Source organism: Sodalis sp. RH15 (genome assembly GCF_047324255.1).
Lineage (GTDB): Bacteria > Pseudomonadota > Gammaproteobacteria > Enterobacterales > Enterobacteriaceae > Acerihabitans > Acerihabitans ligni.
In genome coordinates this window covers 4,914,623-4,930,725 of sequence record NZ_CP178738.1, presented here as the reverse complement: position 1 = coordinate 4,930,725, position 16,103 = coordinate 4,914,623, and the positions used below count along the sequence as shown (strand labels likewise).

General features: G+C 59.9%; 13 protein-coding genes. All 13 read left to right on the top strand.

What is annotated here, in order from left to right; translation table 11 throughout:
• Positions 1-20 precede the first annotated feature (20 nt).
• The 13 genes from ACL2XO_RS22385 (at position 21) to lpxC (ending at position 16,088) form a co-directional block, all read left to right on the top strand.
• Complete coding sequence (locus ACL2XO_RS22385) at positions 21-1,784, top strand: peptidoglycan glycosyltransferase FtsI (protein WP_132925969.1); 1,764 nt, start codon at positions 21-23, stop codon at positions 1,782-1,784.
• Positions 1,771-3,258 (top strand): UDP-N-acetylmuramoyl-L-alanyl-D-glutamate--2,6-diaminopimelate ligase, encoded by a 1,488-nt coding sequence (murE, locus tag ACL2XO_RS22380; RefSeq protein ID WP_413741555.1) that lies wholly within the window; start codon positions 1,771-1,773, stop codon positions 3,256-3,258. The genes ACL2XO_RS22385 and murE overlap by 14 nt, the downstream gene beginning before the upstream one ends.
• On the top strand, positions 3,255-4,613 hold the full coding sequence (gene murF, locus ACL2XO_RS22375) for a UDP-N-acetylmuramoyl-tripeptide--D-alanyl-D-alanine ligase (RefSeq protein ID WP_413741554.1): 1,359 nt from the start codon (positions 3,255-3,257) through the stop codon (positions 4,611-4,613). Before murE ends, murF begins: the two co-directional genes overlap by 4 nt.
• Positions 4,607-5,689 carry a phospho-N-acetylmuramoyl-pentapeptide-transferase gene (gene mraY, locus ACL2XO_RS22370; RefSeq protein WP_132925973.1) on the top strand — a complete coding sequence of 361 codons (1,083 nt, stop codon included), beginning with the start codon at positions 4,607-4,609 and terminating at the stop codon, positions 5,687-5,689. Before murF ends, mraY begins: the two co-directional genes overlap by 7 nt.
• Positions 5,690-5,691: 2 nt before the next feature.
• Complete coding sequence (gene murD, locus ACL2XO_RS22365; protein WP_413725477.1) at positions 5,692-6,996, top strand: UDP-N-acetylmuramoyl-L-alanine--D-glutamate ligase; 1,305 nt, start codon at positions 5,692-5,694, stop codon at positions 6,994-6,996.
• Positions 6,996-8,198, top strand: a complete 1,203-nt coding sequence (ftsW, locus tag ACL2XO_RS22360) for a cell division protein FtsW (protein WP_413741553.1) — start codon at positions 6,996-6,998, stop codon at positions 8,196-8,198. The genes murD and ftsW overlap by 1 nt, the downstream gene beginning before the upstream one ends.
• Positions 8,195-9,262 (top strand): undecaprenyldiphospho-muramoylpentapeptide beta-N-acetylglucosaminyltransferase, encoded by a 1,068-nt coding sequence (murG, locus tag ACL2XO_RS22355; protein WP_132925979.1) that lies wholly within the window; start codon positions 8,195-8,197, stop codon positions 9,260-9,262. The genes ftsW and murG overlap by 4 nt, the downstream gene beginning before the upstream one ends.
• Positions 9,263-9,349: 87 nt before the next feature.
• Complete coding sequence (gene murC / locus ACL2XO_RS22350) at positions 9,350-10,831, top strand: UDP-N-acetylmuramate--L-alanine ligase (RefSeq protein ID WP_413741552.1); 1,482 nt, start codon at positions 9,350-9,352, stop codon at positions 10,829-10,831.
• On the top strand, positions 10,824-11,741 hold the full coding sequence (locus ACL2XO_RS22345) for a D-alanine--D-alanine ligase (protein WP_413725475.1): 918 nt from the start codon (positions 10,824-10,826) through the stop codon (positions 11,739-11,741). The genes murC and ACL2XO_RS22345 overlap by 8 nt, the downstream gene beginning before the upstream one ends.
• A gap of 1 nt (position 11,742) precedes the next feature.
• Positions 11,743-12,582: a cell division protein FtsQ gene (gene ftsQ, locus ACL2XO_RS22340; protein ID WP_203523886.1), complete on the top strand. Its 840-nt coding sequence runs from the start codon at positions 11,743-11,745 to the stop codon at positions 12,580-12,582.
• On the top strand, positions 12,582-13,838 hold the full coding sequence (ftsA, locus tag ACL2XO_RS22335) for a cell division protein FtsA (RefSeq protein ID WP_132925987.1): 1,257 nt from the start codon (positions 12,582-12,584) through the stop codon (positions 13,836-13,838). Before ftsQ ends, ftsA begins: the two co-directional genes overlap by 1 nt.
• Positions 13,839-13,909: 71 nt before the next feature.
• Entirely contained in the window at positions 13,910-15,070 is a 1,161-nt protein-coding gene (gene ftsZ / locus ACL2XO_RS22330) for a cell division protein FtsZ (RefSeq protein WP_132925989.1), read from the top strand.
• A gap of 100 nt (positions 15,071-15,170) precedes the next feature.
• Positions 15,171-16,088 carry a UDP-3-O-acyl-N-acetylglucosamine deacetylase gene (lpxC, locus tag ACL2XO_RS22325; protein ID WP_413725474.1) on the top strand — a complete coding sequence of 306 codons (918 nt, stop codon included), beginning with the start codon at positions 15,171-15,173 and terminating at the stop codon, positions 16,086-16,088.
• The last annotated feature ends 15 nt before the right edge of the window (positions 16,089-16,103 follow it).

Here is a 16,103-nt window from a genome sequence, read left to right as displayed (position 1 = left end):
AAACGGATGGCCAAAAATTAATGAAAGCCGCACGGGCGATTAGATTGAAACGCTATGTTGATCAAGCCAGCTTTGTAAGCTGGCGTTTTGCGTTGTTGTGCGGCTGTATCGTTATCGCCTTGCTGGGGCTGGTCTTCCGGGTGGGTTATCTGCAGGTCATTAATCCCGACATGCTGGTGCGTGAAGGGGATATGCGATCGTTGCGCGTCCAGGAAGTGCCCACCTCCCGGGGAATGATCAGCGACCGCGCCGGTCGCCCGCTGGCGGTGAGCGTGCCGGTGAATGCCGTCTGGGTCGATCCGAAGGAGCTTAACGATCAGGGCGGCATTACCGCCGATAGCCGCTGGAAAGCGCTGTCGGACGCGCTGTCGCTGCCGCTGGATCAGATGGCGTCCCGTATCAACGCCAATCCCAAAGGGCGTTTCGTTTATCTGGCCCGGCAGGTTAACCCGGCCATCGGCGACTATATCCGCAAACTGAAGCTGCCGGGCGTCAACCTGCGGCAAGAATCGCGCCGCTACTACCCCGCCGGGCAGGTCACCTCCCATCTGATCGGTTTTACCAATATCGACAGCCAGGGCATCGAAGGCGTGGAAAAAAGCTTTGATCGCTGGCTGACGGGGCAGCCGGGGGAACGCACGGTGCGCAAGGACCGTTTCGGCCGGGTTATCGAGGATATCTCCACGGTGGACAGCCAGGCGGCGCATAACCTGGTGCTGAGCATCGATGAACGGCTGCAGGCATTGGTTTATCGCGAACTGAACAACGCGGTGGCGTTCAATAAGGCGGAGTCCGGCACCGCCGTGCTGGTTGACGTCGGTACCGGCGAAGTGCTGGCCATGGCCAACAGCCCCTCCTACAATCCGAATAATCTCACCGGCACCGCGAAAGACGTGATGCGCAACCGCGCCATCACCGATATTTTCGAGCCGGGATCCACGGTGAAGCCGATGGTGGTAATGACCGCGCTGCAGCGGGGCGTTATCAAGGAAAACAGCGTACTCAACACCGTGCCCTATTACATTAACGGCCATATAATCAAGGATGTGGCCCGTTATCCTGAGCTGACCCTGACCGGGGTTTTACAAAAATCGAGTAACGTCGGCGTTTCCAAACTGGCGTTAGCGATGCCGTCCTCGGCGCTGGTAGATACCTATTCGCGTTTTGGGCTGGGAAAAGCGACCAATTTGGGGTTGGTCGGAGAAAGCAGTGGCTTATTTCCCCATAAACAACGGTGGTCTGACATAGAGAGGGCCACCTTCTCTTTCGGCTACGGGCTAATGGTGACGCCGTTACAGCTGGCCCGGGTCTATGCAACGATCGGCAGCCTGGGCATATTGCGCCCGCTGTCCATTACCCGTGTTGATCCGCCGGTGGCGGGGGAAAGAATTTTTCCCGAGCCCCTGGTGCGAACCGTGGTGCATATGATGGAAAGCGTTGCCCTGCCGGGGGGCGGCGGCACCAAAGCCGCCATTAAAGGCTATCGCATCGCCATCAAAACCGGCACCGCCAAAAAGGTTGGCGCGGACGGCCAGTATATCAATAAATATATTGCCTATACCGCGGGCGTGGCGCCGGCCAGCCAGCCGCGGTTCGCGCTGGTGGTGGTGATAAACGATCCGCAGGCGGGAAAATATTACGGCGGCGCGGTTTCCGCACCGGTATTCGGCGCCATTATGAGCGGCGTGCTGCGCACCATGAATGTGGAACCGGATGCGCTGCCCACCGGGGATAAAAATGAAATGGTAATTAATCAAAAAGAGGGATCAGGTGACCGAACGTAATTTGCGCGAACTGCTGGCTCCGTGGACGCCATCGGCGCCGGATCAGGGGCTTCGGGAAATGACGCTGGACAGCCGCACCGCGGCTTCCGGGGATCTGTTCGTGGCCGTCGCCGGCCATAAAACGGACGGACGCAGCTATATCTCCCAGGCTATTGCGCAAGGTGTTGCCGCGGTGGTAGCGGAAGCGGACGGCGTGGCCGGGGATGGCGAACTGCGCGTATTGCACGGCGTGCCCGTGGTCTATCTGAGCCAGCTCAACCGGCGGCTGTCGGCCCTGGCCGGCCGTTTTTACCAGCAGCCGTCCCTTAAGCTGCGGCTGGCGGGGGTCACCGGCACCAACGGCAAGACCACCACTACCCATCTGCTGGCGCAGTGGACTCAGCTCCTGGGCGAAGTGAGCGCCGTGATGGGCACCGTGGGCAACGGCCTGTTCGGACAGGAAGTCCCGGTGGAAAACACCACCGGTTCGGCCATTGACATCCAGCAGACCCTGTATCAGCTGCAGCGGCAGGGCGCGACCTTCGCCGCCATGGAGGTCTCCTCCCACGGCCTGGTGCAGTACCGGGTGGCCGATCTGCATTTCGCCGCCGTCGTCTTTACCAACCTCAGCCGCGACCATCTTGACTACCACGGCGATATGGAACATTACGAAGCGGCCAAATGGCGGCTGTTTGCCGATTATCCGGTGGCGCAGCGCGTCATCAATGCCGACGACGAGGTGGGCCGGCGCTGGCTGGCCCGGCTGCCGGACGCGGTGGCGGTCTCGGTCGCCGGGCAGTTGCCGGACCCGCATCCGGCTCGCTGGCTGCGGGTGGACAATGTGGAATACCACAATACCGGCGTCAGCATCCGGTTCGATTCAAGCTGGGGCGACGGGCAGATCAAAAGCCGGCTTATCGGTGAATTCAATGTCAGCAACCTGATGCTGGCGCTGGCTACCTTGCTGGCGCTGGGATATCCCCTGGCGGAGCTGGCGCGCACCGGCAGCAAGCTGCAATCGGTTTGCGGGCGTATGGAGGTGTTCCACGGCGGCGGCAAACCCACCGTGGTGGTGGATTATGCCCATACGCCGGACGCGCTGGAGAAGGCGCTGACGGCGGCGCGGCTGCACTGCCACGGCAAATTATGGTGCGTGTTCGGCTGCGGCGGCGATCGGGATAAAGGTAAGCGCCCGCTCATGGGCGGCATTGCCGAGCAGTATGCGGACCGGGTGGTCATTACCGACGACAATCCCCGCGGCGAAGCGCCCCAGGCCATTATCGACGATATCCTGGCCGGGTTGCTGGATGCGGGCCGGGCCATGGTGATTCCTGGCCGCGCGGAAGCGGTTACCAGCGCCATCATGCAGGCATCGGAACAGGACGTGGTGCTGGTGGCAGGTAAAGGCCATGAGGATTATCAGCTCATCGGCCAACAGCGCCTTGATTACTCCGACCGGACCACCGTGGCGCGTTTGCTGGGGGTATTGGCATGATTAACGTCTCTCTGCGCACCCTGGCGCCGCTGCTGGACGGGAAATTGATCGGCGCCGATTGTACCGTCGAATCGGTGACCACCGATTCCCGCGCCGTGGGAGAGTCTTGCCTGTTCGTGGCCCTTCAGGGTGAAAATTTTGATGCCCATGATTTTGTCCCCCAGGCCGTCGCCGCGGGAGCTCGGGCATTACTGGTAAGCAAGCGCTTACCAGTGGATGTGCCCCAACTGCTGGTGAGCGATACCCGCCGCGCCCTGGGATTGCTGGGGGCCTGGGTGCGCCGCCAGGTGCCGGCTAAAGTGGTGGCCCTCACCGGTTCGTCGGGGAAGACCTCGGTAAAAGAGATGACCGCCGCTATCCTGCGCCAGTGCGGACAGGTGCTGGCCACCGCAGGCAACTTCAATAATGATATCGGCGTGCCGCTGACCTTGCTGCGGCTGACCCCTGAGGATGCGTTCGCGGTCATTGAACTGGGCGCCAATCACATTGGCGAGATAGCGTATACCGCCGCCCTGGTCCGTCCCGACAGCGCGCTGGTGAACAATATCGCCGCCGCCCATCTGGAGGGGTTCGGCTCGCTGGAAGGGGTGGCCCGGGCCAAAGGGGAAATTTTCTCCAGCCTGCCGGACGAGGGATACGCCATTATCAACGCCGACAGCCACGACTGGCCTAACTGGCAAAGCCTGCTGCGGCGCCAGACCGTCTGGCGTTTTTCAGTGACCGACAAAACGGCGGAGTTCCATGCCGAGGGCATCAAGGCGCAGGGGGGCAGCGTGTTTTTTACGCTGCATACGCCGCTGGGCGCATGCCCGGTAACCCTGCCGCTGCCGGGACGCCATAATGTAGCCAATGCCCTGGCGGCGAGCGCCCTGGCGCTATCGGCGGGCGCTCCCCTCGAGGCGATAAGCGCCGGACTGGCCAAGCTCACCGCCGTGCCGGGGCGGCTGTTTCCCATTTCTTTGGGCAATGACCGGTTATTGCTGGACGACAGCTATAACGCCAATGTGGGCTCAATGACCGCCGCCGCGCAGGTATTGGGAGAGATGCCCGGCTACCGGGTCATGGCGGTGGGGGACATGGCCGAACTGGGGGACCAGGCCGCGCAATGCCATCGGCAGGTGGGCGAGGCGGTGCGCCGCGCGGGCATCGATAAAGTATTAAGCGTCGGCGAGCTGAGCGGCCTTATCGGCGAGTCCAGCGGACGGGGCGAACATTTTTCGGATCAGGCGTCGCTGACTTCGCGTCTGGCGCAGTTATTGTCCGAGCATGCTGTTATTACCGTGTTGGTAAAAGGTTCACGTAGCGCCGCAATGGAGCAGGTCGTGCGTGCGTTACAGGAGAAAGTGTCATGTTAGTTTGGCTGGCCGAGCATTTGGTCCAATTCTATTCGGGCTTTAACGTCTTTTCGTATTTGACGTTTCGCTCCATTGTCAGCTTGCTGACCGCACTGTTTATTTCGTTATGGATGGGCCCGCACTTAATCGCCTGGCTGCAGAAACTGCAAATCGGGCAGGTGGTGCGCAGCGACGGACCGGAGTCCCATTTCAGTAAACGCGGGACCCCCACCATGGGCGGTCTGATGATCCTGTTTTCCATCACCGTATCGGTACTGATGTGGGCTTACCCGTCCAACCCTTACGTCTGGTGCGTGCTGTTTGTGCTCTTGGGCAATGGCGTGGTGGGTTTTATCGATGACTACCGCAAGGTGGTGCGTAAAGACACCAATGGCCTGATCGCCCGCTGGAAATATTTCTGGCAGTCGGTGATAGCGCTGGCGGTGGCGTTCACCATGTACGCGGTAGGTAAGGGGACGCCGGCCACCCAGCTGGTGGTGCCGTTCTTTAAAGACATCATGCCGCAGCTGGGCCTGCTGTATGTGGTCTTGGCGTATTTCGTTATCGTCGGCACCAGCAACGCGGTGAACCTTACCGACGGGCTGGACGGACTGGCGATTATGCCCACGGTGTTTGTCGCCGCCGGGCTGGCCCTGGTGGCCTGGGCCACCGGCAACATGAATTTCGCCAACTACCTGCATATACCCTATATCCGGTTTGCCGGGGAGCTGGTCATCGTATGCACCGCCGTGGTGGGGGCCGGATTGGGCTTCCTGTGGTTCAATACCTATCCGGCGCAGGTTTTTATGGGGGATGTGGGTTCCCTGGCCCTGGGGGGAGCGCTGGGCACCATCGCGGTGCTGCTGCGCCAGGAGTTCCTGCTGGTGATCATGGGCGGGGTATTTGTGATGGAGACCATGTCGGTGATCCTGCAGGTGGGGTCATTTAAACTGCGCGGCCAGCGGATATTCCGCATGGCGCCTATCCATCATCACTATGAATTGAAGGGCTGGCCGGAGCCACGCGTCATCGTGCGTTTCTGGATTATTTCGCTGATGCTGGTCCTGATTGGACTGGCGACGCTGAAGGTAAGGTAAACATGAACGATTATCACAATAAGAAAGTCGTCATTATCGGGTTAGGACTAACCGGCCTTTCCTGTGTCGATTATTTTATCAGCCGGGGCGTCACGCCGCGGATGATGGACACGCGTTTTAACCCTCCCGGATTGGATAAACTCAGCGACGGGGTGGAGCGCCATCTGGGCAGCCTGAATGAAGAGTGGCTGCTGGAGGCTGATTTGATCGTGGCCAGCCCCGGCATTCCCTTGTCCCATCCTGCGCTGAGCGCCGCCGCCGATGCGGGAGTGGAGATTGTCGGCGATATCGAGCTGTTTTGCCGCGAAGCGAACGCGCCCATTGTAGCCATCACCGGTTCCAACGGTAAAAGCACCGTCACCATGCTGGTGGGGGAAATGGCCAAGCAGGCCGGCCGGCAGGTGGGGGTGGGCGGCAATATCGGCTGGCCGGCGTTAATGCTGCTTAACCAGCCCCAGGAGCTCTACGTGCTGGAATTGTCCAGTTTTCAGTTGGAAACCACCTCCAGCCTGCGGGCCGCCGCCGCCACAATTCTCAACGTCACCGAAGACCATATGAATCGTTATCCCCTGGGCATGCAGCAATATCGGGCGGCCAAATTGCGGATTTATGAAAACGCCGGGGCGTGCGTGGTGAATGCCGAGGATCCGCTGACGCTGCCGGTGCGCGGCCGGGACAACCGCTGCATCGCTTTCGGCGCGGCGGCGGGAGAGTATCGTCTGGACGGCCGGTGGCTGCAGGTAAGGGGAGAGCATGTACTGGATACCGGCGAGATGAAGCTCACCGGCCGTCACAACCACACCAATGCGCTGGCGGCCCTGGCCCTGGCGGATGCGGTGGGAATTCCCCGCGACGCCTGCCTGGCCGCGCTGAGGAGTTTCTCCGGCCTGGCCCACCGATTCCAATTGGCCTATGAAAATCACGGCGTGCGCTGGATAAATGATTCCAAGGCCACCAATGTCGGCAGCACCGAAGCGGCGCTTAACGGACTGAAGGTGGACGGTACGCTGCACTTGCTGTTGGGGGGCGACGGTAAAGGCGCGGATTTCACGCCGCTGTTCCCCCTGTTGCAGGGGGAAAACATCCGCTTGTACTGCTTTGGCCGCGACCGCGACCCGCTGGCGGATCTGCGCCCGGATGTCGCCATCCGGACCGAGACCCTGGAGCAGGCAATGCGGGAGATTGCCGGCCGGATCAAACCGGGGGATATGGTGTTGCTGTCGCCGGCCTGCGCCAGCCTCGATCAGTTCCGCAGCTTCGAACACCGCGGCGATGAATTCACGCGACTGGCGAAGGAGCTCGGCTGATGCGGATACCGGGAATGAGCCATTTCGGCGGGTTGAAAGATTGGATAATGGGCGTGCGCGAAGTCGAGGCGCCCACCAATGTGCTTTACGATCGCACCCTGCTGTGGCTGACCCTGGGCCTGGCCTGTCTCGGTTTTGTCATGGTCACCTCGGCCTCCATGCCCATTGGGCAGCGGCTGTCCGACGACCCGTTTTATTTCGCCAAGCGCGATGCCTTCTATCTGGCGCTGTCGTTCGGGCTGGCGATGGTGACGCTGCGGGTGCCGATGGAGGTGTGGCAGCGCTACAGCTCGGCGATGCTGCTTATCACCATGGTGCTGCTGCTGGTGGTGCTGGTGGTGGGCAGCTCGGTGAACGGCGCGTCGCGCTGGATAGCCCTGGGCCCGTTGCGCATTCAGCCCGCCGAACTTTCCAAGCTGGCGCTGTTTTTTTACCTCGCCAGCTATCTGGTGCGCAAGGTGGAAGAAGTGCGCTCCAATTTCTGGGGATTCTGCAAACCCATGGGGGTGATGGTGGTGCTGGCGGTCCTGCTGCTGGCGCAGCCCGACCTGGGGACGGTGGTGGTGTTGTTCGTTACCACCCTGGCGATGCTGTTTCTGGCCGGCGCCAAGCTGTGGCAATTCCTGGCCATTATCGGTTCGGGCATCTTCGCGGTGGTCCTGCTGGTGGTCGCCGAGCCCTATCGTATGCGGCGGGTCACCTCGTTCTGGAATCCCTGGGAAGACCCGTTCGGCAGCGGCTATCAGCTGACCCAATCGCTGATGGCGTTTGGACGCGGCGAGTTCTGGGGACAGGGCCTGGGTAATTCGGTGCAGAAGCTGGAGTACTTACCGGAGGCGCACACCGACTTTATCTTTTCGATTTTAGGCGAAGAGCTTGGCTATTTCGGTGTGGTTTTAACGCTGTTGATGGTATTCTTCGTGGCTTTTCGTGCTATGTCCATCGGCCGCAAGGCCCTGGAAATCGATCAGCGCTTTTCCGGTTTCCTGGCCTGCGCCATCGGTATCTGGTTCAGCTTTCAGACCTTGGTGAACGTCGGCGCGGCGGCCGGTATGTTGCCCACCAAAGGGTTAACCCTGCCGTTGATCAGCTACGGCGGTTCAAGTTTATTGGTGATGTCTACGGCGATAGTGTTGTTGATGCGTATTGATTTTGAAACCCGCCTGAGCAAAGCGCAGGCGTTTGCAAGGGGTCCCCGATGACCGGGAAAACCCGACGTTTAATGGTCATGGCCGGCGGAACCGGCGGCCATGTCTTTCCCGGACTGGCGGTGGCCCATTATCTGATGGACCAGGGCTGGCAGGTGCGCTGGCTGGGTACCGCCGATCGGATGGAAGCTGATTTGGTGCCGAAAAACGGTATCGATATCGATTTTATCCGTATCTCCGGTTTGCGGGGCAAGGGATTACGCGCCCAACTGGCTTCGCCGCTCAGGATCTGGCGCGCGGTGCGGCAGGCGCGAGCCATTATGCGCGCCTACCGGCCGGATGTGGTGCTGGGCATGGGCGGCTACGTTTCCGGACCGGGTGGATTGGCGGCCTGGTTATGCGGCGTACCGGTGGTTTTGCACGAGCAAAACGGCATCGCCGGGCTGACCAATCGCTGGCTGTCGAAAATCGCCAAAAAAGTGCTGCAGGCCTTTCCCGGCGCGTTTCCCCGGGCCGAGGTGGTGGGCAATCCGGTACGCACCGATGTGCTGGCGCTGGCGCCTCCCGCCGAACGGTTTGCCGGCCGGCAGGGGCCGGTACGGGTGCTGGTTATCGGCGGCAGCCAGGGGGCGCGGGTACTGAATCAGACCATGCCGGGCGTCGCCGCCGGGCTGGGGGAACGGATCACCCTGTGGCACCAGGTGGGCAAGGGCGCGCTGGCGGAGGTAAACCGCGCCTATGCCGAAGCCGGACAATCCGGCCACAAGGTGGTGGAGTTCATCGACGATATGGCGGCGGCCTATGCCTGGGCCGACGTGGTGGTCTGCCGCTCCGGCGCATTGACGGTGAGCGAAGTGGCCGCAGCCGGACTGCCGGCGATTTTTGTGCCCTTTATGCACAAAGACCGGCAGCAGTACTGGAATGCCCGGCCGCTGGAGCAGGCGGGCGCGGCGAAGATTATTGAACAACCGCAGTTTTCGGTGGCAAGCGTGAGCGAACTGCTCGCCGCCTGGGATCGAACAACGCTGCTGACGATGGCGGAAAACGCCCGCAAAGCAGCGATTCCGGACGCGACGGAGCGGGTGGCGCGGGTAGTGGCGGCGGCGGCTAAAGCCTGACAACAGGCGCGGCGCGGCAACGAATAAAAGACCGGATGGGCCCTCGGGCCCGGCCGATGAGAAACATCATACTTAAGTGGTTAAAACGTGAATACACAACAACTGGCGAAACTGCGATCCATAGTGCCCGAGATGCGTCGAGTGCGGCAAATTCACTTTGTCGGCATCGGCGGCGCCGGCATGGGCGGCATCGCGGAAGTGCTGGCGAATGAAGGTTATCAAATCAGCGGCTCGGATCTGGCCCCCAACGCCGTGACCCAGCAATTGGCCGAGCTGGGGGTGAAGATATTCTTCAACCACCGGCCGGAAAATATCAGTGAAGCCAGCGTCGTGGTGGTCTCCAGCGCCATTGCCGCCGATAATCCGGAGATCGTGGCGGCCAAAGAGGCGCGTATTCCGGTGATCCGCCGCGCGGAGATGCTGGCGGAACTGATGCGCTTTCGCCACGGCATCGCCATTGCCGGTACGCACGGTAAAACCACCACCACCGCCATGGTGGCCAGTATCTATGCCCAGGCCGGACTCGACCCGACCTTTGTCAACGGCGGTCTGGTGAAGGCGGCGGGAGTGCATGCGCGCCTGGGGTGCAGCCGCTACCTGATTGCCGAGGCGGACGAAAGCGACGCGTCGTTCCTGCATTTGCAGCCGATGGTGGCGATTATCACCAATATCGAAGCCGACCATATGGACACCTACCAAGGCGACTTCGAAATTTTAAAACAAACGTTTATCAGCTTTTTGCATAACCTGCCTTTTTACGGGCGCGCGGTGATGTGCGTGGACGATCCGGTGATCCGGGAACTGCTGCCGCGGGTAGGCCGCCATATCACCACCTACGGTTTTAACGAGGCGGCGGACGTGCGTATCGCCGATTACGTGCAGCAAGGGGCCCAGGGCAGCTTTAGCGTCTATCGGCAAGACAAGCCGGTACTCTCGGTGGAATTGAACGCGCCGGGCCGCCACAACGCGCTGAACGCGGCTGCGGCCATTGCGGTCGCTACCGAGGAAGGCATCGACGACGACAGCATCCTGCAGGCGCTGGCGCAATTCCAGGGGACCGGCCGCCGCTTTGATTTCCTCGGCACCTATCCGCTGGAGAATGTCAACGGCAAGCAGGGGGATGTGATGCTGGTGGATGATTACGGCCACCACCCCACCGAAGTGGACGCTACCATCAAGGCGGCGCGCGCCGGCTGGCCCGATAAGCGGCTGGTGATGGTATTCCAGCCTCATCGGTATACCCGGACAAGAGATTTGTATGAGGATTTTGCCACCGTATTGTCCGGAGTGGATGTGCTGTTTATGCTGGATGTGTATCCGGCGGGCGAGGCGCCCATCCCCGGCGCCGATAGCCGCTCGCTGTGCCGCACCATTCGCGGGCGCGGCAAAATCGATCCCATCATGGTGGCGGATATGGACGCGCTGCCCGATACGCTGGCGCTGGCTTTGCAGGACAACGATCTGGTGCTGATGCAGGGCGCCGGTACCGTGGGTAAAATCGCGCGCAAACTGGCCGATACCCATTTACAGCCGAACCTTGCCACTACGCTTGAGGGGCCTCATGTCTGAGAAGGTAGCGGTTTTATTGGGCGGGACTTCCGCCGAGCGCGACGTCTCTCTGCAGTCGGGACAGGCGGTGCTCGCCGGCTTGCAGGCCGGCGGGATAGACGCCCATGGGGTTGATACCCGCGATATCTCGGTACTGAGCCTGAAGGAGCGGGGTTTCGATAAGGTTTTTATTGCCCTGCACGGTCGCGGCGGCGAGGACGGTACCCTGCAGGGGGCGCTGGAGTTTCTCGGCCTGCCGTATACCGGCAGCGGCGTGATGGCCTGTGCGTTAACCATGGATAAGCTGCGCACCAAATGGCTTTGGCAGGGCAGGGGACTGCCGGTACCGCCTTATGTGGCCCTGGATCGCGAAGGTTACCGGCAAAACCCGTCGGCAGAGGCGGAACCGCTGCGGGCGCTGGGCATGCCGGTGATAGTGAAGCCCAGCAACGAAGGCTCCAGCGTCGGCATGGCCAAGGTTGAGCGTCCGGAGGATTTACCGGCCGCACTGGCGGAAGCCTTCCGTTATGACGAAAGCGTGCTGGTGGAAAAATGGCTAAGCGGACCGGAATTCAGCGTTTCCATCCTGGGAGACCGGGTATTGCCGTCGGTGCGTATCCAGCCGTCGGCGACGTTTTACGATTACGAGGCGAAGTATCTGTCGGACGAGACCCGTTATTTTTGTCCGGGCGGACTGGATGACGAACAGGAACAGGCATTAACGCAGCTGGCGCTCGGCGCCTGGCGGGCGGCGGGATGCGGCGGCTGGGGTCGGGTGGATATCATGGCCGACGATGACGGGGAGCTATACCTGCTGGAGGTGAATACCTCACCGGGCATGACCCGGCATAGCCTGGTGCCGATGGCGGCACGGCAAAGCGGAATGGATTTTTCCTCTTTGGTCATGAACATTCTGGCGTTGGCGGGCTGATATGTCCCAGGCAGCGATAAACATCCGCAACCGCGAGACGGAAGATGACGCCGGCAGACGCAGCAACGGCGGCCAGCTCGCGGGTTTGCTGTTTCTGCTGATGGTGCTGGCCACCATTGTCTGGGGCGGCTGGATGGTGGTTGCCTGGATGAAGGATGTGCATCGTTTGCCCCTGTCCCGACTGGTGGTTACCGGGCAGCGTTATTACACCACCAATGACGATATTCGCCAGGCGATTTTGTCCCTGGGGGCGCCGGGGACGTTTATGACGCAGGACGTCAACGTCATCCAGCAGCAGATCGAGCGATTGCCTTGGATCAAGCAGGCCAGCGTACGCAAGCAGTGGCCTGACGAACTGAAAATCCACCTGGTGGAGTATGTGCCGGTGGCGCGCTGGAACGATCTTCATATGCTCGATGCCGGCGGCAAGGTGTTCAGCGCGCCGGCGGAACGGGTCGGCCATCAGACCATGCCGCTGCTGTACGGTCCGGAGGGCGGAGAGCAGGATGTGCTGACGGGTTACCGCGAGATGAATGAGGTGATGGCGGCCCATAAGCTTACGTTGAAGACCGTCAGTATGAGCGCGCGCCATTCATGGCAGCTCACTCTGGCGGATGATACCCGGCTCGAATTGGGCCGGGACGACAGAACCCGGCGTTTACAGCGCTTTATCGGGATTTATCCGGTCCTTCTCCAGCAGGCCCGGACCGATAATAAACGTATTAGTTATGTGGACTTGCGTTACGACGCGGGGGTTGCCGTTGGATGGGCGCCGGCGTTTATCGACGATGCAAAAAGCAATTCGCAACAGAGTCAGAATCAGGTACAGGCTAAACAATAATGATCAAGTCGACGGACAGAAAATTGGTAGTTGGACTGGAGATCGGTACGGCAAAGGTCGCCGCATTGGTAGGGGAAGTTCTGCCCGATGGCATGGTCAATATTATCGGGGTGGGCAGTTGCCCGTCCCGGGGTATGGATAAAGGCGGCGTCAATGATCTCGAATCGGTGGTGAAGTGCGTGCAGCGCGCCATCGATCAGGCCGAACTGATGGCCGATTGCCAGATATCTTCGGTATACCTGGCGCTGTCCGGCAAACATATCAGCTGCCAGAACGAGATAGGGATGGTTCCTATTTCAGAAGAAGAAGTTACGCAGGAAGATGTGGAGAATGTGGTGCATACCGCAAAATCCGTGCGCGTTCGTGATGAACATAGAATTTTACATGTGATTCCACAGGATTATGCTATTGATTATCAAGAAGGTATCAAAAATCCGGTGGGATTGTCCGGCGTGCGGATGCAAGCCAAGGTTCATCTGATTACCTGCCATAATGATATGGCGAAAAATATTGTTAAGGCCGTTGAACGCTGCGGCCTGAAAGTGGACCAGCTGATCTTCGCCGGCCTGGCCTCCAGCTACGCGGTACTGACCGAAGATGAGCGGGAACTGGGGGTTTGCGTGGTGGATATCGGCGGCGGCACCATGGACATGGCGGTGTATACCGCCGGCGCGCTGCGGCATACCAAGGTTATCCCGTACGCGGGCAACGTGGTTACCAGCGATATCGCCTATGCTTTTGGTACGCCCCCCGCCGATGCGGAGGCCATAAAAGTCCGGCACGGGTGCGCGCTGGGGTCGGCGGTGAGCAAAGACGAAACCGTGGAAGTTCCAAGCGTCGGCGGACGTCCGCCGCGCAGTCTGCAGCGGCAGACCCTGGCGGAGGTGATTGAACCCCGTTATACCGAATTGCTGAACCTGGTGAATGACGAAATCCTGCAACTGCAGGAACAGCTTCGCCAGCAGGGAGTAAAGCATCATCTGGCCGCCGGTATCGTGCTGACCGGCGGCGCGGCTCAAATTGACGGCCTGGCGGCCTGCGCGCAACGGGTGTTCCATACCCAGGTGCGCATCGGGACACCGCTGAATATTACCGGTCTGACGGATTACGCTCAGGCGCCTTATTATTCAACCGCCGTCGGGTTATTGCATTATGGTAAAGAATCTCATTTGAGCGGTGAGGTTGAAGTAGAAAAACGTACCTCGGTAAGCAACTGGGTAAAACGTATCAGCAGCTGGCTGAGGAAAGAGTTTTAATATCTTACTTGCGGGATCTTGCTGTGCAGGCGGCGGATTCCGATGCGACAGGCACAAAACGGAGAGAAATTATGTTTGAACCTATGGAATTAACCAATGACGCGGTGATTAAAGTCATCGGCGTCGGCGGCGGCGGCGGCAATGCCGTGGAACATATGGTGCGCGAACGCATCGAAGGCGTGGAATTTTTCGCGGTGAATACCGATGCCCAGGCATTGCGTAAAACCGCGGTGGGACAGACCATACAGATTGGCGGCGGCATCACCAAGGGTCTGGGAGCCGGAGCCAATCCAGAGGTGGGCCGAAATTCCGCCGAGGAAGACCGTGAGGCGCTGCGTGCGGCCCTTGAGGGCGCGGACATGGTGTTCATCGCGGCCGGCATGGGCGGCGGCACCGGTACCGGCGCGGCGCCGGTGGTGGCGGAAGTGGCCAAGGAATTGGGCATCCTTACCGTGGCCGTGGTGACCAAGCCCTTCAATTTCGAAGGCAAGAAGCGCATGGCCTTTGCCGAACAGGGCATTGCCGAGCTGTCCAAGCATGTGGATTCGCTGATTACCATCCCCAACGACAAGCTGCTGAAGGTGCTGGGCCGCGGCATTTCGCTGCTGGATGCGTTCGGTGCGGCCAATGACGTGCTCAAGGGCGCGGTCCAGGGCATCGCCGAGCTGATAACCCGGCCGGGTCTGATGAACGTCGACTTTGCCGACGTGCGTACCGTCATGTCCGAAATGGGCTATGCCATGATGGGCTCAGGCGTGGCCTGCGGCGAAGACCGGGCGGAAGAAGCGGCGGAGATGGCCATTTCCAGTCCCCTGCTGGAAGATATCGACCTGTCCGGCGCGCGCGGCGTACTGGTCAACATCACCGCCGGCTTCGATTTGCGTTTGGACGAATTCGAAACCGTGGGCAACACCATCCGTGCTTTTGCGTCGGATAACGCCACCGTGGTTATCGGCACATCCCTGGACCCGGATATGAACGACGAACTGCGCGTGACCGTGGTGGCTACCGGTATCGGCATGGACAAACGTCCGGAAATCACGCTGGTCACCAATAAGCAGAACACGCAGCAGGTGATGGACAACCGCTATCAGCAGCACGCTCACGGCATGTCGCCGATGCAGCAGGAGCAAAAGATCGCGGCGAAAGCGGTAAACGAACAGGCTTCGCAGGCAGGTAAAGAACCTGATTATCTTGATATTCCCGCTTTTCTCCGCAAACAGGCGGATTAAGGATTGGGGTATTTGGAATCTCCGCTCTTTGTGCTAAACTGTCCCACCGACGCTCGGCTATAATTTGTCGGTGGTCTGGATAACATTGCGAGATAAATTGATGATCAAACAGCGGACACTTAAACGTATTGTGCAGGCCACAGGTGTGGGTCTACATACCGGTAAAAAGGTCACACTGACTTTGCGCCCTGCATCGGCTAATACCGGGGTCATCTATCGCCGTACGGATCTCAATCCTCCGGTGGATTTCCCGGCGGATGCGAAATCGGTGCGTGATACCATGCTTTGTACGTGTCTGGTCAATGAGCATGATGTTCGTATATCCACCGTCGAACATCTCAATGCCGCATTGGCGGGTTTGGGCATCGATAACATCGTCATTGAAGTCAATGCGCCTGAAATTCCTATTATGGACGGCAGCGCGAGCCCCTTTGTCTATCTGCTGCTGGATGCCGGAATCGAAGAGCTGAATTGCGCTAAGAAATTCCTGCGCGTCAAACAGCCGGTTCGCGTGGAGGATGGCGATAAATGGGCTGAATTGACGCCGTTTAACGGCTTCAAGCTCGATTTCACCATTGATTTCAATCATCCTGCGATTGATGCTAGCTCGCAACGTTATCGCCTGGATTTTTCCGCCGAGTCCTTCGTCCGGCAAATCAGTCGTGCACGCACCTTCGGGTTTATGCGCGATATCGAATATCTGCAGTCCAGGGGCCTGTGCCTGGGCGGCAGCTTCGATAACGCCATTGTGGTGGACGACTACAAAGTGCTGAACGAAGACGGTTTACGTTTCGAAGATGAGTTCGTCCGCCATAAAATGCTGGACGGTATCGGCGACCTGTACATGTGCGGTCACAACATCATCGGCGCGTTTACCACCTATAAACCCGGCCATGCCCTGAACAACAAGCTGTTGCAGGCGGTATTGGCGCGTCAGGAAGCCTGGGAACTGGTGACCTTTGAAGACGAAGCCGAAATGCCGCTGACCTTTACCGCCCCCTCTTTTGTTATGGCATAAAGGTTTCGCTCCAGC